This is a genomic window from Aeromicrobium sp. (genome assembly GCF_025965075.1).
GTDB lineage: Bacteria > Actinomycetota > Actinomycetes > Propionibacteriales > Nocardioidaceae > Aeromicrobium.
The window spans coordinates 1-23668 of sequence record NZ_JAOPXQ010000006.1; the positions used below are offsets into that span (position 1 = coordinate 1).

Here is a 23668-nt window from a genome sequence, read left to right on the forward strand (position 1 = left end):
AGCTAGTCGGCCGGACCCTCGCGCAGCGCTGCCGGCGCGACGGACCGGCCCCGGATCATCACCGCGGCGCACACGCCGGCGATCACCAGCATCACGACGCAGATCAGTATGCCCATCCGGAAGCCCGGGCCGAAGACGTCCGGGTCGGCGAAGTCCGGTCCGGCGATGCCCGCAAGCGGCGGGATCGCTGCGACCGCCAGCAAAGAGGCCGTGCGGGCGACCGCGTTGTTGATGCCCGACGCGATGCCGCTCTGCGCGTCCGGGGCAGCCGCCAGGACGGCGGTCGTCAGCGGCGCGACCAGTGTCGTGAGACCGACGCCGAAGACGATCGAGCCGGGCAGCACGTCGGTCCAGAAGTTGGTGTCCTCATCGATCCCCAGCCACAGCAGCAGGCCGCAGGCGGCCACGATCGGGCCGATCGTCATGGGCCAGCGCGGGCCGATCCGCGCCCCGAGGGCACCGGCCTTCGACGAGAACAGCAGCATCAGCACCGTCGCCGGGATCGTGGCGAGACCGGCCTCGAGGGGCGAGTAGCCCGCGACGTACTGGAGCTGCAGGACGAGCAGGAAGCCCGACGCCGCGAGCGCACCATAGATCGCGAACGTGCAGATGTTGGCCGCGGTGAACACCCGGTCGGCGAACAGCGTGAGCGGGACCAAGGGGTGCGGCGTGATCTTCTGGTGGACGACGAAGGCCACCATCAACGCGAGCCCCACGAGCGACCACGTCCACGACTTGTCCACCAGCCCGTATGTCAGAAAGGCCAACCCGGCCGCCGTCAGTGCCGCGCCGGTGAAGTCGATCGGGTCCTGCTCCCCCGTGGTCTCGGGCACATGCCGCATCGACACCCAGATCACGATCGCGGCCAGCGGGACGTTGAGCCAGAAGATCGAGCGCCAGCCCGTCGTTTCGACGAGCCAGCCGCCGACCAGCGGGCCGATCGCGGTCGTCACCCCGGCGAGCCCGGACCAGACTCCGATCGCGGGACCGCGGTCCTCCTCGGCGAACGACGCCGAGATGATCGCCAGGCTGCCGGGCGTCAGCAGCGCCGCGCCCACGCCCTGCAGTCCTCGGGCCGCCACGAGCGCCTCGATCGTCGGCGCGACAGCACACAGGACCGATGACACCGCGAACCACGTCACGCCCACGACGAACACCCGCCGCCGGCCCAGCCGGTCCCCCAGCGATCCGCCGACGAGGATCAGGGCGGCCAGCGTCAGGGTGTACGCGTTGACGATCCATTGCACGCCGGCCGCGCCCGCGTCGAGGTCCCGGTTCATCGCCGGCAGCGCCAGCCCGACGATCGAGCCGTCGAGGAAGGCCATCCCGGACCCCAGGATCATCGCCGCGAGCACCCATCGGCCCTGCGCGCTCGCGAGACGGATCGTGCCGACGGTCATGCGTCGAGACCGAACAGCTCCGCGCCGTTGTGCCACAGAACGCTGCGCATCCAGTCGTCGCCGAGGTCGAGCCGCTGCAGGACCTCGATCTGGTGCTCGTAGGGGTAGGGGATGTTGGGGAAGTCGGTGCCGAACAGGATCTTGTCCTGCAGCGCCAGCAGCCGCGGCTCGATCCCGTCGGGCACCGGGGCGTCCCAGAAGTCGACGAACGCCATCGTGGTGTCGAGCCGGACGTGCTCGTGCCGGTCGGCGAGGTCGAGGAAGTCCGCGAACTCGGGCATCCCGAGGTGCGCGATGACCAGCGCCAGGTCGGGATGCCGCGACAGGACGTCGGCCACCCCGGCGGGCCCGGTGTGCGCACCCGGGGCCGGCCCCGATCCCGCGTGGAGGACGATCGGGGTGCCGCTCTCGGCCAGGGCTCCCCACACGGGCTCGAGCAGCGGGTCGTTGGGCGCGAAGTTGCCGACCTGGACGTGCACCTTGAACAGCTCGACCCCGTCGGCGAGGAGCTGCGGGACGTACGTCGCGGCGTCCGGCTCGGGATAGAACGTGGCGCAGCGCAGCGCGTCGGGCGTCCGGTCGGCGAACGCGAGCGTCCAGTCATTCATGAACCCCGCGATGCCCGGCTTGTGGGCGTACGACAGCGCGGAGAACTTCCGCACCCCCATCGCGCGGAGCTGCTCGACGCGCTCCTCGTCGGTGCCGCGGTACGTGATGGGCCACTCGCGCCCGAGCATGGGACCGGCGGCGTCGAAGTAGGCCCACACCTTGGCCATGATCGGCGGCGCCATGAAGTGCGTGTGGACGTCGACGATGCCCGGGATCCCGAGCTCGGCCGGCACGGACAGCACTAGTGCATGCCCTTGAGCCGACGCCCGAGATCCCTCTCAGCCTCGCGGGTCGCCGTGCGCTCGGCGATCGCGTGCCGCTTGTCGTACGTCTTCTTGCCCTTGGCGAGGGCGATCTCGACCTTGGCGCGGCCGTCCTTGAAGTAGAGCGAGAGCGGGACGATCGTCAGCCCCTTCTCGGTCGTGCGCCGCTCGATCCGATCGATCTCGACCCGGTTGAGCAACAGCTTTCGTCGGCGGCGGGTCTCGTGGTTGGTCCAGGTGCCCTGCGTGTACTCGGGGATGTGCACGCCGAGCAGCCATGCCTCGCCGCGCTCGATCTCGCCGAATCCGTCTACGAGGGACGCGCGACCCGCACGCAACGACTTCACCTCGGTGCCGGTGAGGACCAGTCCGGCCTCAAACGTGTCTTCGATGTGATAGTCGTGGCGCGCCTTCTTGTTCTGCGCTACGAGCTTGCGCCCCGTCTCCTTGGCCACGTGCTCAGGCTACAGCCAGCCCATGGGGTTGGTCGTCGCGCCGTTGACCAGCACCATGAAGTGCAGGTGACAGCCGGTCGAGTAGCCGGTCGTGCCGGAGTAGCCGATCAGGTCGCCGCGCTTGACCTTCGCTCCGGTGCCCCGCGCGAAGCGCGACAGGTGGTTGTACGTCGTGACGACGCTGACGCCGCGCTTGACGCCGTTGTTCATGATGATCCGGTTGCCGTAGGCCCCGTTGAAGTACTGCTGGATGATCGTGCCGCCGGCCGCGGCGTGGATTGGGGTGCCGCAGGCGACACCGAAGTCGGTGCCGTCGTGCAGCTTGTAGACGCCCGTGACGGGGTGGACCCGCATGCCGTACGGCGAGGTGATCGGCCCGTTGACGGGATACGACAGGGCGCCGCCCCGGTCGCCGCCGCTGCCCTTGCCGCCGGTCTTGACCTGCTTGACCGCGAGGGCGCGGATCTGCGCCTCGAGCCGGTTGCGCTCGGCGACCTGCTCCGCGTACTGCCGCTCGTCCTCGGCCCGGGCCTTGGCGGCGACGTGCTTGGCGCCCCGGCGGGCCACGACGAGCTTGATGACGTGCCTCGCCTGGCTCGTGGCGGCGGTCTCGAGCTGCTGCTTCTCAACCAGGTTGGCGGCCGCCTGCTGGCGCTGCACCTTGACCTGGTCCCGCAGCTCCTGGACCTTCTGCCGGTTGAGCTTGAGGATGACCCGGCTCGCGTCGAGCCGCTGCATCGTGGCGACCTGGTCGTCGCTGACGGCGTTGTTGAGGGTTACCTCCTCGGCGAACGACGCGGGGTCCTCGCCCTGCAGCAGACCGCTGAACGCCTTCAGTCCGGGGTCACCGGACTCGATCGTCTCGACCGCGAACTGCTCGACGGACTGCTCCGACCGCTTGAGGTCGCGCTGCTTCTTGACGAGCTTGGACTTGGCGACCCGCAGGTCGGTCTCGCTCCGGACGAGCTTGGCCTGCATCTGCTCGTCGACCGCGCGGGCGGTCGCGAGCTTTCCGCGGGTGCGCCCGAGATCGGTGCGGGCGGCGTCGAGGTTGCCCTGGGCCCGCTGCAGCGCGGCCGCGGCGTCGCGGAACTCCTTGGTCGAGGCGTCCAGATCCTTCTTGGCCTCGGCCGCGGCGCTGCCGGCGGCCCGCTTCTGCTTCTCGAGGTCGTCCTTCTTGTCCGCGAACGACGGTGTCGTCAGCGAGGCGACGAGGGCCGTCGCGAGAGCCGCGGCGGTGAACGCCTTGCGCGTGCGGGTGAACGAGCGCGTAGTGGGAAGCATGACCTCGACCTTGGGGGAAGGAACCCCGGTCTCCCGAGGACTTGTCGATCTAACTGTCAACCATGACTTTAGGCTACCGCCCTCACACGTCGAGGTATTTGCGCGTCAGCAGGAGTGTCGGGAGCAGTGCCAGCAGCAACGCGAAGATCGTCGTCACCCCGGCCACCTGGGCCGCCTCGGACCAGCCGACCCACGTCGTGACGTTGCCGAGGGTGTCCCGCAGGTAGCCGTAGACGACGAAGTACATGAACGCGGCGAGCCCGGCGGCCGCCAGCGCCGCCGAGATCAGCGCCGCGAGCATCGACTCGAGGATGAACGGCAGCTGGATGTGCCAGCTCGAGGCGCCGACGAGTCGCATGATGCCGATCTCGCGCCGCCTGGCGTACGCCGTCATCCGGATCGTCGTGGACACCTGCAGCACCGCGGCGACCAGGAGCAGCGCCGCGACGGCGAACGCGCCGTACTGCAGCTTGTCGAGGGCACTGAACAACGGGCCGAGGAGCTTCTTGAGCGACGTCACGCTGCCGACGCCGTCCATGCCGGAGACCTGGCTGACGACGCCGTCGAACTTCTGCGGGTCCTTGAGCGTCACGAAGTACGACTCGGGGAACGCGTCGGGGCTCAGCGTCTCCAGCACCTTCTTGTTGGTGTCGGACTGGCCGTAGACCGCGCGGGCGCGCTCGTAGTTGTCGGTCGGCGTGCGGACCTCGTAGGACTTGACCTCGGGGTTGGTCGCCAGCGCCTCCTTGACGGCGTCACGCTGCTCGTCGCTCGCGACGCCACCGATGCAGTTCTGGCTCGGCGAGTTCTTGGTGCACAGGTTGACCTGCAGCTGCAGCTTGTCGCCGAAGTACTTCTCGGTCCGGTCCGACTGCGACAGGATCAGCAGTCCCAGCGCTGCCAGCAGCAGCGACACGGTCATCGTGACGACCAGGGAGATGGTCATGGACTTGTTGCGGGCCAGGCTCTGGCCCAGCTCGCTCAGGGTGCTTCGCATGGCGTCCTCAGTTCTGGTAGCCGTAGATGCCGCGGGCCTCGTCGCGGACGATGAGCCCGGAGTCGAGCTCGATGACCCGCTTGCGCATCTGGTCGACGATCGACGAGTCGTGCGTCGCCATCACGACGGTCGTGTCGGTGCGGTTGATCCGGTCGAGCAGCTTCATGATGCCGACGCTGGTGGCCGGGTCGAGGTTGCCGGTGGGCTCGTCGGCGATGAGGATCATCGGCCGGTTGACGAAGGCGCGGGCGACCGCCACGCGCTGCTGCTCGCCGCCGGAGAGCTCGTCGGGCATGCGGTGCCCCTTGCCGTCCAGCCCCACCATCTCGAGCGTCTCCGGGACGAGCTGGTTGATCTCGTGGCGGGACTTGCCGATGACCTGGAGCGCGAAGGCGACATTCTCCGTCACGGTCTTGTTGGGCAGCAGGCGGAAGTCCTGGAACACCGTGCCGACCTGGCGTCGCAGCTTGGGCACCTTCCAGCTCGAGAGCTTGTTGATCTCCTTGCCGGCGACGTAGACGCGTCCGCTCGTGGGTCGCGCCTCGCGCAGGATCAGGCGCAGGAACGTCGACTTGCCGGAGCCCGAGGCACCGACCAGGAAGACGAACTCGCCCTTCTCGATCTCGAGGTCGACGGCATCGAGCGCCGCGCGCTTCTGGCCGGGATAGGTCTTGGTGACCTTGTCGAATCGAATCACCCGGTCGAGTGTAGGTCGGGCCCCCTCACGGAAGTGGGACGCGGGTTGTCAGGCGATGCGCCGCGCGACGTACTCGTCGATCGCGCGCGGCGCCAGCACGGCGTCGATCACCATGGCACTGGCGCCCAGGATCCCGCCGCGGCTCCCGGCCGCCGTCCCGACGATCTGCAGGTCGTGTGTCGCGAGGGGCAGGGAGCGCTGGTAGACGACCTCCCGCACGCCGGCGAGGAGGTATTCACCTGCCTCGGAGAGCTTGCCGCCGAGGACGATGACCGAGGGGTTGAGCAGGTTGACGCACGTCGCCAGGACCGATCCGAGATCGCGCCCGGCCTCCCGGACGGCCTGCAGGGCCGCGATCTCGCCGGCCGCGACGGCATCCACGATGTCCTGGGACCCGTCGACGTCCAGGCCGCTCGCCCGCAGCCGGGCGGCGATCGCGGGACCGGCCGCGACGGCCTCGAGGCAGCCGATGTTGCCGCAGCGGCACACGACGTCCGGCGACGCGCTGGCCACCTGGACGTGGCCCAGGTCGCCGGCCGAGCCGAGGGCACCGCGCAGGAGCCGGCCCTCGGTCACGATGCCGGCGCCGATGCCCGTCGCGACCTTGACCAGCAGCAGGTGCCCCGTGGAGGGGAACGTCGTGACGTACTCCCCCAGCGCCATCAGGTTGACGTCGTTGTCGACCAGGACGGGACCGGGGATCCGCCGGCCGAGGTGCGCGGGGACGTCGAAGTCGTGCCAGCCGGGCATGATCGGCGGGTTGGCCGGGCGTCCCGTGGCGTGCTCGACCGGGCCGGGGACACCGATGCCGACCCCGGCGACGTCGGCGACGGTCCGGTCGATCGCGTCCAGCAGCCCGAGGGCCATCTCGCTGACCCGGTCGAGGACCACGATCGGCCCGTCCGCGATGTCGGACTCGATCGTGCGCTCGTCGAGCACGCGCCCGGACAGGTCGGTGACGGCGACGCTGGCGTGCGAGGCGCCGAGGTCGACCGCGAGGACGACGCGTTCCTGCCGGTTGAGCGCGAACCGCGTCGGTGGCCGCCCGCCGGTCGACGCCGCCTCCCCGACGGGCTCCAGCAGGCCCGAGGACAGCAGGGCGTCGACCCTGGCGGCGATCGTCGAGCGCGCGAGCGAGGTGAGCTGGGCGAGCTCGCTCCGGGTCTTGGGCCGGCCGTCACGCAGGATCTGGAAGAGGTCGCCTGTGCCGACCAAGGTCGGGGGCAGCACCGAGGGCACTGTCATGGCCATGAGTAAACCACCCAGCCTTTCGCGTCGCTCGACGAGCAACCCTGTCGCTTGTCATCATACTTTTGCTTGACCCCCGACAAAACGTGTGATTAGCATCACGCCATGACCTCACCCCTGCTCGAGATGCGCGGCATCGTCAAGGAGTTCCCCGGCGTCCGCGCTCTCGACGGTGTCGACCTCGCGATCCGCGCCGGGGAGGTCCACTGCCTGCTGGGGCAGAACGGCGCCGGCAAGTCCACGCTCATCAAGGTCCTCGCCGGTGCGCACGGCGTCGACGAGGGGACGATCCTCTGGGACGGCGAGCCGGTGACGTTCGCCGACCCGCAGGCCGCCCTCCACACCGGGATCGCCACGATCTACCAGGAGCTCGACCTCGTCGACGGCCTCAGCGTCGCGGACAACATCTTCCTCGGCCACGAGAAGTCCCGGGGCGGCATCACCCGCGACAAGGACATGAACCGCGCGACCCGGGAGCTGCTCGCGACGCTGGGTCATCCCGAGATCCGGCCGACCCGCGAGGTCGGCAGCCTGTCGGCGGCCGGCAAGCAGATCGTGTCGATGGCGCGGGCGCTGTCCCGGCAGGCCCGGGTCATCGTGATGGACGAGCCGTCCGCCGTCCTGGACCCCGACGAGGTCGACGGGCTGTTCCGCGTCGTCGAGGACCTGCGGGCCTCCGGCGCCGCGATCATCTACATCTCCCACCGGCTCGAGGAGATCCGCCGCATCGGCGACCGCCTGACGGTCCTCAAGGACGGCCGGACCGTCGCGGGTGACCTGCCGGCCAAGGAGACCCCGACGTCCGAGCTCATCACCCTGATGACGGGTCGCTCGGTCTCGTCGGTCTTCCCCCGCCGCACGACTGCGCTCGCGGACGCCGCTCCCCTGCTGTCGGTCGACGCGCTGGGGCGCGACGGCGAGTTCGCCGACGTCACCTTCGACGTACGTCCCGGGGAGATCATCGGCATCGCCGGGCTCGTCGGCGCGGGCCGCAGCGAGATCATCGAGACGATCTTCGGTGCCCGCAGGGCCGGGAGCGGGAGCGTGTCGGTCGCCGGCTCGAAGCTCCGCAACGGCTCGGTCGCCGCGGCCGTCGGCGCCGGGCTGGGCCTGTGCCCCGAGGAGCGCAAGTCCCAGGGCCTGGTGCTCGACGACGCCGTCTACCGCAACATCTCCCTCGCGAGCCTCGACCGGTTCTCCCGCCACGGCGTCACGGACAGCGCGGCCGAGCGGCGGGCGACGCACGAGGCGGCCCGCTCCGTCGACGTACGCCCCGACGCCCCCGATCGGATCATGCGCACCCTCTCGGGCGGCAACCAGCAGAAGGTCGTCCTGGCCCGGTGGCTGCTGCGGTCGTGCAAGATCCTCCTGCTCGACGAGCCGACCCGCGGCGTGGACGTCGGCGCCCGCGCCGAGATCTACGCCTTGATCCGTGAGCTCGCGGACTCCGGAGTCGCGCTGGTCGTCGTCTCGAGCGACATCGACGAGGTGCTGGGCCTGTCCGACCGGGTCCTCGTCGTCGCCGACGGCTCGATCGTCCACCACGGCCCCAGTGACGCCATCGACGCATCGGGCGTCCTCAACCGCATCCTCGCCACCCACGACCAGAAGGAGGATGTCGCGTGAGCGTTCCATCCGTGCAGGACCCGTCGATGAAGGTCCCGATCCCGACTCGGGGGGATCGGGGCGGATCGATCGGCCTGGCCCGCAATCTCGGACTGGTCATCGCCCTCGTGATCCTCTGCGTCGTCGGCGTGATCACGGCGGGCGACCGCTTCGCCAGCACCGACAACCTGCTGACGATCCTGCGCCTCGCCGCGGTGATCGGCGTCGTCTCGATCGGGATGACGTTCGTCATCACGGGCGGCGGCATCGACCTGTCCGTCGGGGCGATCGTCGCGCTGGCCTCGGTGTGGGCCACGACAACCGGCACGCAGGCCATGGCCGACGACATCGGCTGGATCGCGATGGTGTTCACCGCCGTCCTCGTCGGCACCGCGTGCGGGGCGATCAACGGCGTCCTCATCGCGTACGGCAAGGTCGTCCCGTTCATCGCGACGCTCGCGATGCTCGCGTCGGCCCGGGGCCTCGCCGAGATCATCGCGGACCGCAAGACCCAGATCATCCGCAACCAGGGCTTCAGCGACTTCTTCGGCAGCGAGCCGTTCGGGATCCCGGTGATCGTCATCATCTTCGCCGTCGTGGCCGCGGCGGGCTGGTTCCTGCTCAACCGCACGACCTTCGGCCGGCGGACGTTCGCGGTCGGCGGCAACCCCGAGGCGGCCCGCCTGGCCGGCATCAAGGTGCAGCGGCACACCGTCTACCTCTACGCCCTGCTCGGCACGACCTGCGGCATCGCCGCCGTGATGCTGATGTCACGCACCACGACCGGGTCCTCGACGCACGGCACGCTCTACGAGCTCGACGCCATCGCCGCAGTCGTCATCGGCGGGACGTTGCTCAGCGGAGGCCGCGGCACGGTCGTCGGCACCTTGTTCGGCGTCCTGATCTTCACGACCCTCACCAATGTCTTCACGCTCAACAACCTGTCGACCTCGGCCCAGGCCGTCGCCAAGGGCGTGATCATCGTGATCGCTGTGCTCCTGCAGCAGCGGATCGCGGACCGCAAGACGTAAGCCACCCCACCACCACCAGGAGTAGACATGTCCACGATCCATTCCCACCGCCGTCGCGGTCTCGCCGTCGTCGGCGCGTTCGCGGCAGCCACCCTCGTCCTCGGTGCGTGCACCAACAGCTCGAGCGACGACAAGGACACCAGCTCGTCGATCGGCAAGAGCAACACCGACAACGACAAGTCGGGTGACAAGGTCGTCATCGGCTTCTCGGCGCCGGCCGCCGACCACGGCTGGATGGGCTCGATCACGAAGTCCGCCATCGCCCAGGCCAAGGAGTACGACGACGTCGACCTCAAGGTCGCTGAGGGCACCAATGACGTCAACCTGCAGATCTCGCAGGTGGAGACCTTCATCAACGACAAGGTCGACGCGATCGTGCTGCTGCCGTTCGACGGTGCGGCCATGACGTCGGTCGCGCGCAAGGCGATGGACGCCGGGATCATCGTCATCAACGTCGACCGCGAGTTCGACTCCCCGTTCGCCGCCCGCAGCACGGTGCTGGGCGACAACTACGGCATGGGCGTCTCGGCCGGCACCTTCGTCTGCGACGACGCGAAGGGCGCCAAGGGCAAGAAGGTCGCCGAGATCGCCGGCATCGACTCGCTGCCGCTGACCCAGGAACGCTCGAAGGGCTTCGCGGACGCGCTGAAGAAGTGCGGCCTGAAGGTCGACAACCGGGTCGCCGCCGAGTTCACGGTCGAGTCCGGCGAGAAGGCCGCGTCCAACCTCCTGCAGGCCGCGCCCAAGATCGACTACCTGTGGAACCACGACGACGACCAGGGCGTCGGTGTCCTCGCCGCGATCAAGAACGCCGGCCGCGACGAGTTCGTCATGATCGGCGGCGCCGGATCGGCCGACGTCATGGAGGCCATCAAGGCCGGCAACTCCGTGCTCAAGGCGACCGTCATCTACCCCTCGACGCAGGCCGCCGACGGCGTCAAGCTCGCCCGCCTGCTGGTCCAGGGCAAGTCGATGTCGGACCTCGCCGAGATCGAGGTGCCGCGCCAGCTCAAGCTGGCCGCGCCGATCGTCACGGCGGACAACGTCGACACCTATCTGCCGTCCGCGTTCCGGTCATGATCGGATGGGGGTCCGCGGCCTCACCGCGGACCCCCGCTCCCCCACCTGCCACGAGGCACCCCAGACGAAAGCTGGCACATGAACGACACACGGCCCGGACTCGGGATCGGGATGGTCGGGTACGCCTTCATGGGCGCCGCCCACTCCCAGGCGTGGCGCACCGCGCCGGCCTTCTTCGACCTGCCGCTGACGCCCCGGCTCGCGGCGATCTGCGGCCGCGACGCGACGGCCGCCGGTGACGTCGCCCGCCGGTTCGGCTGGCAGTCCGTCGAGACCGACTGGCGCGCCCTGCTGACCCGCGACGACATCGACGTCATCGACATCTGCACCCCCGGCAGCACGCACGCCGAGATCGCCATCGCAGCGCTCGAGGCCGGCAAGCACGTCCTGTGCGAGAAGCCCCTGGCCAACACCGTCGAGGAGGCCGAGGCGATGGCGGCCGCTGCCGCCGCGGCCGCCGAGCGTGGCGTGTGGGCGATGTGCGGCTTCACCTACCGGCGCACACCCGCTGTCGCGCTGGCGCGACAGCTCATCGCCTCGGGCCGGATCGGCACGGTCCGCCACGTGCGCGGACAGTACCTCCAGGACTGGCTGGCGGACGAGGACGCCCCGCTCAGCTGGCGGCTCGACAAGTCGCTCGCCGGGTCCGGGGCGCTCGGTGACATCGGGGCGCACATCATCGACATGGCCCAGTTCGTCACGGGCTCGGAGGTCGCGTCCGTCAACGGGCTCATGGAGACCTTCGTCAAGACCCGCCCCGTCGGGGGCGCGCACGCCACGCTCGGGGGGACCTCCTCCGCCACCACCGAGCGCGGACCGGTGACCGTCGACGATGCGGCCGCCTTCACCGCCCGCTTCGTCGGCGGCGCCATCGGCGTCTTCGAGGCGACCCGCTTCGCGACGGGACGCAAGAACGCCCTGCGGCTGGAGGTCAACGGCACCCTCGGCTCGCTGGCCTTCGACTTCGAGGACATGAACGTCCTCGAGCTGTTCGACGCGACCGAGGACCCGGCGACCGCCGGGTTCCGCCGGATCATCGTCACGGAGGCGACCCATCCGTACATCGCCGCGTGGTGGCCGCCCGGCCACGGCCTCGGCTACGAGCACGGCTTCACCCACCAGGTCGTCGACTTCGTCACCGACATCGCCACGGGCACCGAGCCCTCGCCGTCGTTCGCCGACGGGCTCGGCGTCCAGCGCGTCCTGCAGGCCGTCGAGGCGAGTGCCGCCGACGGCACGACCCACCAGACCGGAGCCCTGACATGACCCGACCCATCACCCTGTTCACCGGCCAATGGGCCGACCTGCCGTTCGAGGAGGTGGCCGCGCTGGCCGCCGGCTGGGGCTACGACGGCCTGGAGATCGCCTGCTGGGGCGACCACCTGGACCCCTGGGCCGCGGTCGAGGACCCCGACTACATCCAGACCCGGCTCGACGTCCTGGACCGGCACGGCCTGCAGGTCCACGCGATCTCCAACCACCTCAAGGGGCAGGCGGTCTGCGACGACCCCATCGACGAGCGGCACCACGACATCCTGTCGGCGCGCGTGTGGGGCGACGGCGACCCCGAGGGCGTGCGTCAGCGGGCCGCGGAGGAGATGAAGCACACCGCCCGGGCCGCCCGGATGCTCGGCGTCGACACCGTCGTCGGCTTCACCGGCTCGTCGATCTGGAAGTACGTCGCGATGTTCCCGCCGGCGTCCGAGGCCATGATCGCGGCCGGCTACCAGGACTTCGCCGACCGGTGGAACCCGATCCTGGACGTCTTCGACGAGGAGGGCGTCCGCTTCGCCCATGAGGTGCACCCCAGCGAGATCGCGTACGACTACTGGACGACCCACGCGGCCCTCGACGCGATCGGCCATCGCGAGGCGTTCGGGCTCAACTGGGATCCGTCGCACTTCGTCTGGCAGGACCTCGACCCGCTCGGCTTCCTGTGGGACTTCAGGGACCGGATCTACCACGTGGACTGCAAGGACGCCAAGAAGCAGGTCGGCAACGGCCGCAACGGGCGGCTGGGCTCCCACCTGCCGTGGGCGGACCCCCGACGGGGGTGGGACTTCGTCTCGACCGGCCGCGGCGACGTCCCGTGGGAGGCGTGCTTCCGCATGCTCAACACGATCGGCTACGACGGACCGATCTCGATCGAGTGGGAGGACGCCGGGATGGATCGGCTGCTCGGCGCGCCGGAGGCCCTGGCGTTCGTCAAGGCCAACCTGTTCGACGCGCCCACCGCGGCCTTCGATGCGGCGTTCAGCTCCGGCGACTGATCCCGCGCGCCGGTCGGCGGCGGACCGGTCCTCGGGTTAGCGTCGACGCATGCGACTCGATCCGCGCGAAGCGCTCGCCCTGGCCGCCAAGGGACCGGCGATGGTCGAGCTGGCGCTGACCCTGGTCCCCCGGGCTGCCGCCCTCCTGGACTCCGCCGAGGAGCTGCTCGACCGCGTCGACCGCGTCGTCGACCGGGTCGACCGGACCCGGCAGTCCGCCGACGCCGCGATCGCCACGATCGCCGCGACCAACACCAAGGCCGACGAGGCGATCGGGCGCATCGACGCGACCATCACCCAGGCTGAGGGGCTCGTCGTCCGCGGGGCGGGGCTGGTGGCCAGCATCGAGCCGACCATGGAGCGCGGCCAGCGGATGTTCGACGTGTTCGCGCCGATCGTCGAGCGCCTGCAGCCCATCGCGGACCGGCTGTCCCGGACGATGGATCCGGACGAGGTCGAGGCGATCGTCCGCCTGGTCGACCACCTCCCCGACCTGGTCGATCGGATCGAGACCGACGTGCTGCCGATGCTGGAGACGTTGCGCAGCGTCGGGCCGGACCTGCACGACCTGCTCGACATCACCCGCGAGCTCAACTCGATGCTCGGCAGGGTGCCGGGCATGGGCCGGGTCAAGAAGCGGGTCGACGAGCAGCAGGAGCGCAACGCCGTCGCCGGCGAGGAGGACCGCTGAGGTCTAGGCGGGCTGCTCGCGGCGCCAGCGGATGCCGGCCTCGATGAAGTCGTCGATCTCCCCGTCGAGCACGGACTGCGTGTTGCCGCTCTCGTACTCGGTCCGCAGGTCCTTGACCATCTGATAGGGGTTGAGGACGTAGTTGCGCATCTGGTCGCCCCACGAGGCCTGCACGTCGCCGCGCAGCTCGTCGAGGTGTGCCCGCTCCTCGGCCTTCTTGAGGGCCAGCAGCTTGGCCTTGAGGATCACCATCGCACTGGCCTTGTTCTGCAGCTGGCTCTTCTCGTTCTGGCAGCTGACGACCGTGCCGGTGGGGATGTGGGTCAGGCGCACGGCCGAGTCGGTCGTGTTGACGCTCTGCCCGCCGGGACCCGAGGAGCGGTAGACGTCAACCCGGATCTCCTCGTCGGGGCCGTCGATCTCGTCGGTCTGCTCCAGCACGGGGACGACCTCGATCGCGGCGAACGACGTCTGCCGGCGGCCCTGGTTGTCGAACGGGGAGATGCGGACCAGTCGGTGCGTGCCCGACTCGACCGACAGCGTCCCGTAGGCGTACGGAGCCTTGACCGCGAAGGTCGTCGACTTGATCCCCGCCTCCTCGGCGTAGGACACGTCGTAGATCTCGACGGTGTAGCCGTGACGCTCGGCCCAGCGGATGTACATCCGCTGCAGCATCAGCGCGAAGTCGGCGGCGTCGACGCCGCCGGCGCCCGAGCGGATCGAGACGAGGGCGTCGCGCTCGTCGTACTCACCGGACAGCAGCGTGCGGATCTCGAGCGAGTCGATCGCCTTCTTGATGCGGACGAGCTCACGCTCGACCTCGGCCGACGTCTCGGCGTCGGCCTCCTCGAGCGCCATCTCGTGCATGATGTCGAGGTCGTCCAGGCGCTGGCGCAGGCCCGTCACCCGCTCGACCTCGGCCTGCAGGACCGAGAGCCGTCCGGTCACGCGCTGCGCGTTGGCCTGGTCGTCCCAGAGGTCGGGTGCCCCGACCTCTTCCTGGAGCTCGGCGATCTCCTTGCGCACGGCGTCGAGATCGAGGACTTTCTCGATCGACGTCAGGGTCGCGTCGAGGGCCTTGGTCTGCTCTGCGAAGTCGGGTGCTGCCACTCGTCGAGGCTACCGCGTCGGGTCAGACGCTCTTGCGGCGGAACTCCGGCGACTGCGTGGGACCGGTCGCGCCGTGCGACTTCTCGCTGCCGTCGTGCTCGGCGCCCTCGGCCGTCGCGTGGCTCTTGTTCTTCTTCTTGTCCAGTGCCTCGCGGAACTTGGCCTTCATCTCGGTCTTCTGGTCGTTACCCTCTGATTCAGCCATGTCGCCACTCTATGCCCACGCGAGCACGTAGTCTGTCGGCGACGAGAAAGACAGGGTGTTCGTGAAACGGATCGTGCTGGTGGTGGCCTTCGTCCTCGCCTGCCTCGTGGTTCCCACGCCGGCCACGGCCGCCGTCGCACCGTTGAAGGTCAGCCCGGCCCAGCCGATCCGTGGCCAGGCGTTCACCCTCACGGGGACCGTGACGCCCCGGTTCGCGAGGACCGTGCGACTGCACCGCTACACCGGCGGCCGGTGGACCACCTCCCGGACGACCCGGAGCACGTCGACGGGCCGCTACACCTTCACGATCACGTCGACCGCGGCGTCGCTGACATTCAGGGCATACGTGCCGAAGACCAAGCACCGGGGTCGCACCTACGCCTCGCAGAAGTCGGCCAAGGTCGTCGTCAAGCCCGCGAGCCCGGCGCCGGCCCTGACGGTCGCCACGGGGGCGGGGCACACCGTGGCCGCCCAGGTCGTCGCTCCTCCGTCGTCCGTGGGCAGGACCGTCACGGTGCAGCACCTGGAGGGCACCGTGTGGGTCAAGGACCGGGCCGCGGCCCAGCCCGCGTCGGGGCGGACCGCGTTGACGTTCGACGCCCCCGACCCGGGCGACCGGCAGTTCCGTGCCGTCGTGACCGGCGGCGGACTCGCCACGAGCACCTCCGCGCAGGTGCCGTTGACGATCGAGTCACCCGTCGCCCGGGTCGACATCAGGACCGACGGCAGCACCGCGATCACCAGCGGGGAGACCTACGTGCCGGGGGATCTCGTCGTCGACCCGCGCGGGTCCGGGCTCGCCGCGTCGACGTCCCGCGGCAGGTTCCGGGTGCGCGGCAACAGCACGTCATGGGTGCGGGCCAAGCTGTCCTACAAGATCAAGCTCGACACCAAGACGTCGCTGCTCGGCCTGCCCGCGAGCAAGGACTGGGTCCTGCTCGCCAACTTCTACGACCGCTCGCTGATCCGCAACGAGGTGGCCTTCCAGGCCAGCCGGCTCGTCGGGCTGCCGTGGACGCCTCGCCTGCGGTTCGCCGAGCTGTGGGTCGACGGCAGCTATCGCGGGCTCTACCAGGTCGGGGAGGGGATCGAGGCGGCCCAAGGGCGCGTCACCGTGCCAGCCGGGGGCCAGCTGCTCGAGGGCGACTCGCACGAGGAGGACGACCCGTCGTTCAGGACCACCCGCGGGTTCCAGATCTTCTTCAAGGATCCCGACGACCCCGATGCCGCCACGCGGACCACGGTCGCGGCACAGGTGCAGGCCGTCGAGGACGCCCTCTACGAGCACGACCTGTCGACGATCGACATCGACTCGTTCGTCGACTGGTACATCGTCAACGAGCTGCTCAAGAACGTCGACTCGGCGATCAACAACAGCGTCTGGATGGTCCTGTCGCCCGACGGCAGGCTCTCGATGGGCCCGGTGTGGGACTTCGACCAGGCCATGGGCAACCGCACGATGTTCGGTGCGGACCGGACGTCGGGTCTCTACACCGGTGCCCTGTTCGGCGAGACCGCGCCGAGCCAGATCAGGCTGCCGGAGGGCCATTGGTTCAACCAGCTGCTCGCGTCCGACGAGTTCACGGCGCGGCTGCGTGCGCGGTGGGGCCAGGTGCGGGGGCGGTTGGCGACGCTGCCGACATTCGTCGACGCTCTCACCCGCGAGGTGCGGGACTCCGCGCCCCGCAACTTCGCCCAGGGCAACGGTGGCGACGGACTCCCGATCGGGCCGTCGCTGCTCGACTCGGGTTCCGACCACCTGTTCCATGAGTCCTGGCCGGCCGAGGTCGCCGCGCTGCGATCGTGGGTCGACGGCCGCCACCGGTGGCTGGACGGCGAGCTCGGTGGCTGACCACGGCATGATGGGGGCATGACCGCGAGCGACCCGGACTGCCTCTTCTGCCGCATCGTGGCCGGCGTGACACCGGGTCACCTGGTCGTCGAGACCGACGACGTCGTCGGGTTCCTCGACACCCGGCCCCTGTTCCCGGGGCACACCCTGCTGGTCCCCCGCCAGCACGTCGTGACCCTGTCCGACCTGCCGGAGGCCCTGCTCGTGCCGTTGTTCTCCACCGCGCAGCGCGTGGCGGACGCCATCACGTCGACGCTGGGAGCCCAGGGCACATTCGTCGCGATGAACAACGTCGTGTCCCAGAGCGTCGCCCACCTGCACGTCCACGTCGTCCCGCGGACCAAGGGCGACGGGCTGCGCGGCTTCTTCTGGCCACGGACCACGTACGCCGACGCCGAGGCCGAGGCGTGCGCCACCACTCTCCGGAAGGCACTCGCATGACCCTGACGATCGAGGAGGCGGCCGCCAAGGCCCGCCACGTGCTGGGCGTCGACGCCGAGCCGTACCCGCACGCGGAGCTCGAGGCGGATCTCGTGTGCGGCGGCTTCGCGTTCGACGGCGGCGACCGGGCCGCGATCATCGGCTACGACGGCGGCTACCAGACCAGCATGACCGAGCTGGCCGGCGAGACGATCGACATGCTGGTCGCCGGCTGGCTCGTCGAGCAGCGGCACCGACACGGAGCTGTAGCTCCGGCGCCCTCGGCAGCGCCCGCCACCCCGACGCATCCGTGCCCGATCTGCGGGCGGCCCACGGGGCACCAGGACCGCTATCCGCGCTCGGTCTGCGCGGACTGCTTCGCGCGCATCGCCGACGCCGCGGGCCGCCGGATCGTCGCGTTCAACGAGGGCATCTCCGGTGGGCTGATCGTGTTCTACGCCGACTCCCCCACCGGGGCGCAGAGCGAGATCGCCGGGGACGTCCTGGAGTCGGGCCGGTGCTGGATCGACGGCATCGAGTGCACGATCGGCGAGGCCCGCTTCGGTGGCGTGGTCGTGCAGCGACTCACGGACTGAGCCGCTGCGCGACGGAGCGGTCAGTGACCGTGCGGTGCCACCACCGCCCGTCCGGTCAGCTCGCCGGCCTCCAGACGGCGGTAGGCCTCCAGGGCGTCGTCGAGCGAGAAGATCTCGACGTCGGGCGTGATCTTGCCGGCCCGGTAGAGGTCGACGACCTCGTGGAGCTCCTCGAGCGTGCCCCAGTAGGTGCTGGTCAGCTCGACCTCGTAGGGGACGCCGTAGAAGTTCCAGGCGTACGTCCCGTTGCCGATGCCGACCACGGTGACCCGGCCGCGCAGGGCCACGACCGACATGGCGAGCGCGATCGTCGGGTCGATCCCGACGAAGTCGAACACAGCGTCGACGCCGTGCCCGCCGGTGGCCTCGCGGATGCGGGCGGCCTGGGCCTCGCCGCCGGCGACAGTGACGGCGCCGTTGGCGCGGGCCCGCTCCATGGCGCCCTCCCGGGTGTCGATCGCGATGACCGTGGCGCCGGTCAGCGCCGTGAGGATCTGCACCGCGACCTGTCCGAGGCCGCCGAGGCCGATGACCAGGGCGTACGTGTCGCCGCCGGCCAGGACCGGGAGCGACTTCTTGATCGCGTGGTACGGCGTCAGGCCGGCGTCCGCCAGCGGGGCGGCGACCGTGGGATCGGCGTCGCCGAGCGGGACCAGGTTGCGCGCGGGCACCGAGACGTACTCCGCCATGCCACCGTCCCGGCCGAGGCCGACCGCGAGGTAGGGCATCGTCGCGGCGTTCTCGCAGTAGGTGTCCTGGCCGCGCGAGCAGGCGCGGCAGTGGCCGCAGCCGACGGGACCGTAGACGAGGTAGGCGTCGCCCTCGTCGATGCCCGTGACGCCCGCGCCGAGCTCCTCGACCCAGCCGGCGTTCTCGTGGCCGAGCACGAAGGAGGGCTTGAGCTGGCTGGGACCGAACTCGGCGTCGAAGTCGCGGAACACCGCGACGTCGGAGTGACAGGCCCCGGCGCCGGCGACCTTCAGCAGGACCTCCCCCGGTCCCGGCTTCGGTCGGTCGATCTCCTTGAGCGACGGAGCCGACTTGTACTGGTCAAAGACCACTGCCTTCATCTGGTGCGCCTTCTTTCCCACCGCCCCTGGGGTTGGTTGACATTTGTACTACTCCTGCTCGCTGAGGCGGAGCTGAGCTGTCGCCTCGGAGACGATCGTCGTCCGAGCGTCCCACCCCGGTGGCGCGAAGGCCAGCGTCACCGATCGCTCGAGGCGCACGTGCACCTCGTCGGCGTCGATCGCGACCCGCACGACCCGGGTGCCGGGCCCGGTGACGTACGCCCCCACGAGGCGCCGGGCCCGGGCGGCGTCGAGCGTGACCTCGCCGCGCCGGTAGAAGTCCTCCCGGCTCAGTCCGTCGGCCGCGGCCAGCGCCGCCCCGTCCGCGACGTTGTCGAGCTGTTGGCGCTGCAGGAAGGCCGCCGAGGAGTTGATCACGACAACCGCCAGCAGCCCGAGGAACAGCAGGAACCCGATCGTCATGACCGTGATCTGCCCCTCCTCGCGCCTCATCGGTCGCTCCGGTAGGTGCCGTAGGGCTCGGTGTGCGTGCTGTCGACCGTGATACCGCCGAGCTGGGACCCGAGGGCGCCCGGCGTCAGCGGCAGCGGCTGGGTCGCGCGGACCACGACCCGCACCGACGAGCCCGGCTCGAGGCAGTCCCCCGGTGACGGCAGGCACGTGATGCGTACGCTCGCGCCGTCGATCCCCTGGTCCCCGAGGGCGATCCGCGCCGCGATCCGCGCCCGCTGCTCCCCCGCCGCGGGATCCGGTGACTGGAGGAACGCGCGGGCCGCCGACCGGCTCGCCGTCGACACCCCGTAGGACGCCCGCTGCGTGTCGAACACGGCCACCAGGACGTAGACCAGCGGCACCAGGAGGAGCAGCGTGAGCCAGACGAACTCGATCGTCGCGGTGCCGTCGTCCTCCGCGCTCACGGCTCGACCTCCCGGACGGCGTGACCGCTGACGGAGACCTCGACCGAGGGGCCGAACAGCCCCAGCGCCGGCACCCGGGCGCGGACCTCGACGACCGTGCCGGGCGCCCCGCCCACCGACGCCCATGACGAGGTCACGCCCTCGGCGTACCTGTCGTCGAGCGCCTGCCGGATCATCCGGCGGGTGCGCTCGGCGCCGTCGCCCGGCGTCGACCCGAGCGGGGCCGAGGCGCGGGCGCCCTCCGACGCCGCGGCGGCCAGGGTGTTGCGCACGTGCAAGACCAGGGCGACCTGGGCGATGCCCAGCACGAGCGGGACCAGGATCACCATGATGAGGACGAAGTCGACGACCGCGGAGCCCCGCTCATGGCGGACACGCTGCACGGCTCAGCCGCCGACCGCCGACAGTGCCTGCGTGAGCATGCTGCGCAGCTGGGGACCCGCCGCGGCCGACAGCACCGCGACCAGCCCGGCGCTCATGACCGTGATCATGACCCAACCGGGCACGTCCCCCCTCTCGTCGTGACGGTGGAGACGGAACATGGACATGGTGTTTCCTTCCGTTAGGTGCCCGAAGTCAGGTGAAGGCCGACATAGCCGGGGAAGAACGCGAAGATCACGGTGACCGGCAGGATCAGGAACACGACGGGGATCATCATCGCGACCTCCTTGCGGCCACCGGCCTCGATGAGCTCGCGACGCCCGGACTCACGGACGTCGGCGGCCTGGGCGTGCAGCACATCGACCAGGGGCGTCCCCCGCTCGACCGCGATCGCCAGCCCCTCCGCGAACCGGGCGATGCTCGTGACCCCCGTGCGGGCGGCGAGCCGGTCGAACGCCTCGGCCATCGGGGTCCCGGTGCGTACGTCCGCGATCACGCGGCCGAGCTCGTCGGTCAGGGCGCCGTGCGAGACCTTGGCGATGCGCTCCAGGCCCGCCACCGGGCTCTCGCCGGCGGCCACCGCGAGCGCCAAGAGGTCCGCCACGACCGGGAACTCGGCCTGCATCTCACGCTCCCGGACCGTGACCTGGGCGGTGAGCTGGTTGTCGCACCACAGGACACCGCCGACGAAGCCGAGCGCGCAGATCGCCAGGAGGATCGGGACGCCGGTGCGCCGCTCCGACCACAGCAGCCCGGACGCCGCGGCAGCCACGGCCAGCCCGGCGGATCCCCACATGGCCTGCTTGACCCGGAAGTCCTCCAGCGTCATCGGCGAGCCCAGACGCACCAGGCGCCGTGACACGCTCGCGGACCCGCCCAGCAGGTCGCCCACGAGGTCGCCGACCGTGCGCAGGCTCGGCCCGAACACCGCCTCGGCGACGGTGCCTCGACGTCCCGGCACGACGGCATAGGGGTGGACGTCGCGGACGTACGGCAGGAGGCGCTGGTCCAGGGAGGGGCGGCGTGTCCGCATCCAGCCGGACAGCACCAGGAGCAGGCCCGACGACAGGCACAGGCCGACGAGCGCCCCGGTCATGCCAGGATCCGCTTCTCGGTGGGAAGCCGGCCGATCCACATCATGAGCCGGTAGGCGACCACGCAGAGCAGCGCGCCGGTCGTCAGCACGACGAGGCCGGCACCGGTCGCGAAGCGACCCACCACATCGCCCTGGAGGCACATCAACAGCAGCACGAGCCACGGCGCGGTGACGGCGAGCCTGGCGCCGTTGACCGTCCAGGACTGGCGCGACTCCAGCTCACCGCGAGTCCTCAGGTCGTCGCGCAGGAAGCCCGACAGCGAGCGCAGCATCCGACCCAGGTCCCCGCCGCCGACCTCCCGGGCGATGCGCAGCGCCTCGACGACCCGGTCGCCGATCGGGTCGGCCAGCCGTGCCTTGAGCAGGTCCAGCGACTCGCTGAACCGGCCGGTCGCCTGGTAGTCCCGGCCGAACTGCCGGAACGCGGGCCGCAAGCCCTCGGGCCCTCGCTCACCGAGCTGCATGAGCGCCTCCGGCAAGGACAGGCCCGCGCGCACCGCCGACGTCAGGTTGTCGACGGCGTCGGGCCACAGCGCCGCGTGCTCGCGCAGCCGCCGGTTGGCCCGCCCGCGCAGGACGCCGATCGGCAACGAGCCGACCATCGCGCCGAAGATGACGCCGATCGCCGGGACTCCGGAGATCCCGAGCATGACGAACGCGGCCACGACGAACGCGCCGAAGCACAGTGCCAGCAGCTGCGGGACGGAGACGCCCTCGACCCCCGCCCGCGCCATCAGCTCGGCGAGCCGGCCGGGCCGCCGGGCCCCCGCGCGGGTCGGCTGCCAACCCGGCTCGGCGAACGTCCAGACGACCAGCAGGACGCCGACTCCCGCCATCAGACCGATCAGGGAGCCCATCGGCCCGCCCCCAGGGTCGCGTCCAGGTCGATGCCGGCCTGGTCGAAGGCCTCCCGCCGCAGCGGCATCCCGTGCCCGCGCTCGAGGCGACCGTCACGACGTAAGAACACCGCGTCGGACTCGATCAGGTCGTTCTCGACCCGTCCCGTCACGGCCACGATCTCCCGCACGGCCCGCGACCCGTCGGCGTCGAGCCCGGTGTGGACCACGAGATCGACCGACGAGGCCACGGTCGGCACGACAAAGCGGCTGCCGATGTTGTCCCCTGCGAGCAGCGGCAGGGTGCACATCTTGATGAGCGCCTGACGCGCGGAGTTGGCGTGGATGCTGGCCATGCCGGGCAGGCCCGCGTTGAGCGCCAGCAGCAGATCGAGGCACTCCGCGGCCCGGACCTCGCCGACGATGATGCGTGACGGCCGCATGCGCAGGGCCTCCTTGACCAGGATCCGCAGGTCGATCGCCCCCGTGCCCTCCAGCCCGGCCTGCCGACTCTGCATCGCGACCCAGTCCGGGTGCCCGCACTGGAGCTCGAAGACCTCCTCGACCGACACGATCCGCTGCGAGCCCGGGATCGACGCCGCCAGGCAGTTGAGGAGCGTCGTCTTGCCGGCCTGGGTGCCGCCCGAGACGACGATGTTCAGGCCCGCCCGCACGCTCGCGTCGAGGAACGCCGCACCCTGCTGGTCGAGCGTCCCCAACGTGACCAGGTCGGTCAGCGAGTGGGCGCGCGCCACGAACTTGCGGATGTTGACGGCACTGAAGCCCCGACTGATGCCGTCGAGCACGACGTGGAGCCGGTGCCCACCCGGCAGCATCGCGTCCACGAAGGGCTGGGAGATGTCGAGCCGCCGCCCCGACGACGACAGCATCCGCTCGACGAGCTCGCGGACCTGCTCGGCATTCAGGATCAGCGAGGTCAGCTCGTGCCGGCCGTCGCGGGCGATGAACACCCGCGACGGCTCGTTGATCCAGATCTCCTCGACCGACTCGTCGTCCAGGTAGACCTGCAGCGGACCGAAGCCGGACACGTCCGCGACGATCTGCCCCACGACGAGCTCGGGCTCGTCCAGCGATCGCACGACGCCCGTCAGGCTGCGCGACTCGTGCTCGGCGACCGCGTCCATCGCCGCACGGCGGACGGACTCCGCGTCCGTCCTCGGGTCGATCCGGCGCTGACGCACCAGGTCGCGCACCCGGTCCGCCAGCGCCGGTGCCTGGGATTCCATCTCCGATGACCCTCTTCCCCCGAAGAGACGTGTTGTCTGCATCCTGCCCGAACCGCAGGGATCTTGGGAAGAGCCGATCATCACGACGTGTGGAGAACCGTGGTGGACCACGACAGTCGGGCCGGCCACCGGCGGGCCGTCGCCGGGCTATGGACACGGGACCGCGCGAAAGGCACGCTGTCTCACATGATGACGTCGGTGCTTCAGCGAGTGACCGTATCCAGCAGCCTGATCGTCGGCGGGCTGGTCCTGATGACGACGGCCCCCGCCTCCGCGGCGGTCTGCACCTCCGGCGTCGAGGGCGACGTGAACGGCGACGGCTATGCCGAGGTCGCCGTCAGCGAGGC

General features: G+C 70.5%; 26 protein-coding genes. 9 read left to right on the plus strand and 17 right to left on the minus strand.

What is annotated here, in order from left to right; all coding sequences use genetic code 11:
* Positions 1-2 precede the first annotated feature (2 nt).
* From JWQ91_RS00250 to JWQ91_RS00280, 7 genes are all read right to left on the minus strand, one after another.
* A complete protein-coding gene (locus tag JWQ91_RS00250; RefSeq protein WP_297779225.1) occupies positions 3-1400 on the minus strand; it encodes an MFS transporter in 1398 nt (465 codons plus the stop codon).
* On the minus strand, positions 1397-2251 hold the full coding sequence (locus tag JWQ91_RS00255; RefSeq protein ID WP_297779228.1) for an amidohydrolase family protein: 855 nt from the start codon (positions 2249-2251) through the stop codon (positions 1397-1399). Before JWQ91_RS00255 ends, JWQ91_RS00250 begins: the two co-directional genes overlap by 4 nt.
* Positions 2251-2727, minus strand: a complete 477-nt coding sequence (smpB, locus tag JWQ91_RS00260; protein ID WP_297779231.1) for an SsrA-binding protein SmpB — start codon at positions 2725-2727, stop codon at positions 2251-2253. Before smpB ends, JWQ91_RS00255 begins: the two co-directional genes overlap by 1 nt.
* Positions 2728-2736: 9 nt before the next feature.
* Entirely contained in the window at positions 2737-4011 is a 1275-nt protein-coding gene (locus tag JWQ91_RS00265; RefSeq protein ID WP_297779233.1) for a peptidoglycan DD-metalloendopeptidase family protein, read from the minus strand.
* Between the two features lie 82 nt (positions 4012-4093).
* Complete coding sequence (ftsX, locus tag JWQ91_RS00270; RefSeq protein WP_297779236.1) at positions 4094-5008, minus strand: permease-like cell division protein FtsX; 915 nt, start codon at positions 5006-5008, stop codon at positions 4094-4096.
* A gap of 7 nt (positions 5009-5015) precedes the next feature.
* Positions 5016-5705: a cell division ATP-binding protein FtsE gene (gene ftsE, locus JWQ91_RS00275; protein ID WP_297779239.1), complete on the minus strand. Its 690-nt coding sequence runs from the start codon at positions 5703-5705 to the stop codon at positions 5016-5018.
* Between the two features lie 48 nt (positions 5706-5753).
* Positions 5754-6950 (minus strand): ROK family transcriptional regulator, encoded by a 1197-nt coding sequence (locus tag JWQ91_RS00280; RefSeq protein ID WP_297779241.1) that lies wholly within the window; start codon positions 6948-6950, stop codon positions 5754-5756.
* A 108-nt stretch (positions 6951-7058) separates the two neighbouring features.
* Here JWQ91_RS00280 and JWQ91_RS00285 point away from each other — a divergent pair, with 108 nt between their 5' ends.
* The 6 genes from JWQ91_RS00285 to JWQ91_RS00310 all read left to right on the plus strand — a co-directional run bounded on the left by JWQ91_RS00285 (position 7059) and on the right by JWQ91_RS00310 (position 13630).
* Entirely contained in the window at positions 7059-8579 is a 1521-nt protein-coding gene (locus JWQ91_RS00285) for a sugar ABC transporter ATP-binding protein (protein ID WP_297779243.1), read from the plus strand.
* Positions 8576-9589 (plus strand): ABC transporter permease, encoded by a 1014-nt coding sequence (locus JWQ91_RS00290; RefSeq protein ID WP_297779246.1) that lies wholly within the window; start codon positions 8576-8578, stop codon positions 9587-9589. Before JWQ91_RS00285 ends, JWQ91_RS00290 begins: the two co-directional genes overlap by 4 nt.
* A gap of 27 nt (positions 9590-9616) precedes the next feature.
* Entirely contained in the window at positions 9617-10669 is a 1053-nt protein-coding gene (locus tag JWQ91_RS00295) for a substrate-binding domain-containing protein (protein ID WP_297779249.1), read from the plus strand.
* 78 nt (positions 10670-10747) lie between these two features.
* Positions 10748-11935 carry a Gfo/Idh/MocA family oxidoreductase gene (locus JWQ91_RS00300; protein WP_297779252.1) on the plus strand — a complete coding sequence of 396 codons (1188 nt, stop codon included), beginning with the start codon at positions 10748-10750 and terminating at the stop codon, positions 11933-11935.
* Positions 11932-12939, plus strand: coding sequence for a sugar phosphate isomerase/epimerase family protein (locus tag JWQ91_RS00305; RefSeq protein ID WP_297779254.1), 1008 nt, complete (start codon positions 11932-11934; stop codon positions 12937-12939). The genes JWQ91_RS00300 and JWQ91_RS00305 overlap by 4 nt, the downstream gene beginning before the upstream one ends.
* Positions 12940-12988: 49 nt before the next feature.
* Complete coding sequence (locus JWQ91_RS00310; protein ID WP_297779257.1) at positions 12989-13630, plus strand: hypothetical protein; 642 nt, start codon at positions 12989-12991, stop codon at positions 13628-13630.
* Between the two features lie 3 nt (positions 13631-13633).
* Here the strand turns inward: JWQ91_RS00310 and prfB are convergent, their stop codons facing one another.
* Both prfB and JWQ91_RS00320 read right to left on the minus strand, forming a co-directional pair.
* Positions 13634-14740 (minus strand): peptide chain release factor 2, encoded by a 1107-nt coding sequence (gene prfB / locus JWQ91_RS00315; RefSeq protein WP_297779260.1) that lies wholly within the window; start codon positions 14738-14740, stop codon positions 13634-13636.
* Positions 14741-14762: 22 nt separating this feature from the next.
* Positions 14763-14945 carry a DUF5302 domain-containing protein gene (locus JWQ91_RS00320; protein WP_297779262.1) on the minus strand — a complete coding sequence of 61 codons (183 nt, stop codon included), beginning with the start codon at positions 14943-14945 and terminating at the stop codon, positions 14763-14765.
* 55 nt (positions 14946-15000) lie between these two features.
* On the opposite strand from JWQ91_RS00320, the gene JWQ91_RS00325 reads away from it, so the two are divergent.
* Genes JWQ91_RS00325 through JWQ91_RS00335 form a run of 3 tightly spaced genes read left to right on the plus strand, consistent with a single transcriptional unit; the run spans position 15001 to position 17813 of the window.
* Positions 15001-16797 carry a CotH kinase family protein gene (locus tag JWQ91_RS00325; protein ID WP_297779265.1) on the plus strand — a complete coding sequence of 599 codons (1797 nt, stop codon included), beginning with the start codon at positions 15001-15003 and terminating at the stop codon, positions 16795-16797.
* Between the two features lie 18 nt (positions 16798-16815).
* Positions 16816-17238: an HIT family protein gene (locus JWQ91_RS00330; RefSeq protein WP_297779268.1), complete on the plus strand. Its 423-nt coding sequence runs from the start codon at positions 16816-16818 to the stop codon at positions 17236-17238.
* The gene (locus tag JWQ91_RS00335; RefSeq protein ID WP_297779271.1) at positions 17235-17813 is read left to right on the plus strand and encodes a hypothetical protein; all 579 of its coding nucleotides are present in this window, start codon (positions 17235-17237) and stop codon (positions 17811-17813) included. Before JWQ91_RS00330 ends, JWQ91_RS00335 begins: the two co-directional genes overlap by 4 nt.
* Positions 17814-17833: 20 nt before the next feature.
* Here JWQ91_RS00335 and JWQ91_RS00340 read toward each other — a convergent pair whose 3' ends face one another.
* The 8 genes from JWQ91_RS00340 to JWQ91_RS00375 are packed head-to-tail and all read right to left on the minus strand — an operon-like array spanning position 17834 to position 23321.
* Positions 17834-18883, minus strand: coding sequence for an NAD(P)-dependent alcohol dehydrogenase (locus JWQ91_RS00340; protein WP_297779274.1), 1050 nt, complete (start codon positions 18881-18883; stop codon positions 17834-17836).
* Between the two features lie 48 nt (positions 18884-18931).
* Positions 18932-19336 (minus strand): pilus assembly protein TadG-related protein, encoded by a 405-nt coding sequence (locus JWQ91_RS00345; RefSeq protein ID WP_297779277.1) that lies wholly within the window; start codon positions 19334-19336, stop codon positions 18932-18934.
* Positions 19333-19761, minus strand: coding sequence for a hypothetical protein (locus JWQ91_RS00350; protein WP_297779280.1), 429 nt, complete (start codon positions 19759-19761; stop codon positions 19333-19335). The genes JWQ91_RS00345 and JWQ91_RS00350 overlap by 4 nt, the downstream gene beginning before the upstream one ends.
* Positions 19758-20144 (minus strand): TadE family protein, encoded by a 387-nt coding sequence (locus tag JWQ91_RS00355; protein ID WP_297779283.1) that lies wholly within the window; start codon positions 20142-20144, stop codon positions 19758-19760. The genes JWQ91_RS00350 and JWQ91_RS00355 overlap by 4 nt, the downstream gene beginning before the upstream one ends.
* 3 nt (positions 20145-20147) lie before the next feature.
* Positions 20148-20309: a hypothetical protein gene (locus JWQ91_RS00360; protein WP_297779287.1), complete on the minus strand. Its 162-nt coding sequence runs from the start codon at positions 20307-20309 to the stop codon at positions 20148-20150.
* Between the two features lie 14 nt (positions 20310-20323).
* Complete coding sequence (locus JWQ91_RS00365) at positions 20324-21238, minus strand: type II secretion system F family protein (protein WP_297779289.1); 915 nt, start codon at positions 21236-21238, stop codon at positions 20324-20326.
* On the minus strand, positions 21235-22095 hold the full coding sequence (locus JWQ91_RS00370; protein ID WP_297779292.1) for a type II secretion system F family protein: 861 nt from the start codon (positions 22093-22095) through the stop codon (positions 21235-21237). Before JWQ91_RS00370 ends, JWQ91_RS00365 begins: the two co-directional genes overlap by 4 nt.
* Positions 22083-23321, minus strand: coding sequence for an ATPase, T2SS/T4P/T4SS family (locus JWQ91_RS00375; RefSeq protein ID WP_297779295.1), 1239 nt, complete (start codon positions 23319-23321; stop codon positions 22083-22085). Before JWQ91_RS00375 ends, JWQ91_RS00370 begins: the two co-directional genes overlap by 13 nt.
* Between the last annotated feature and the right edge of the window lie 347 nt (positions 23322-23668).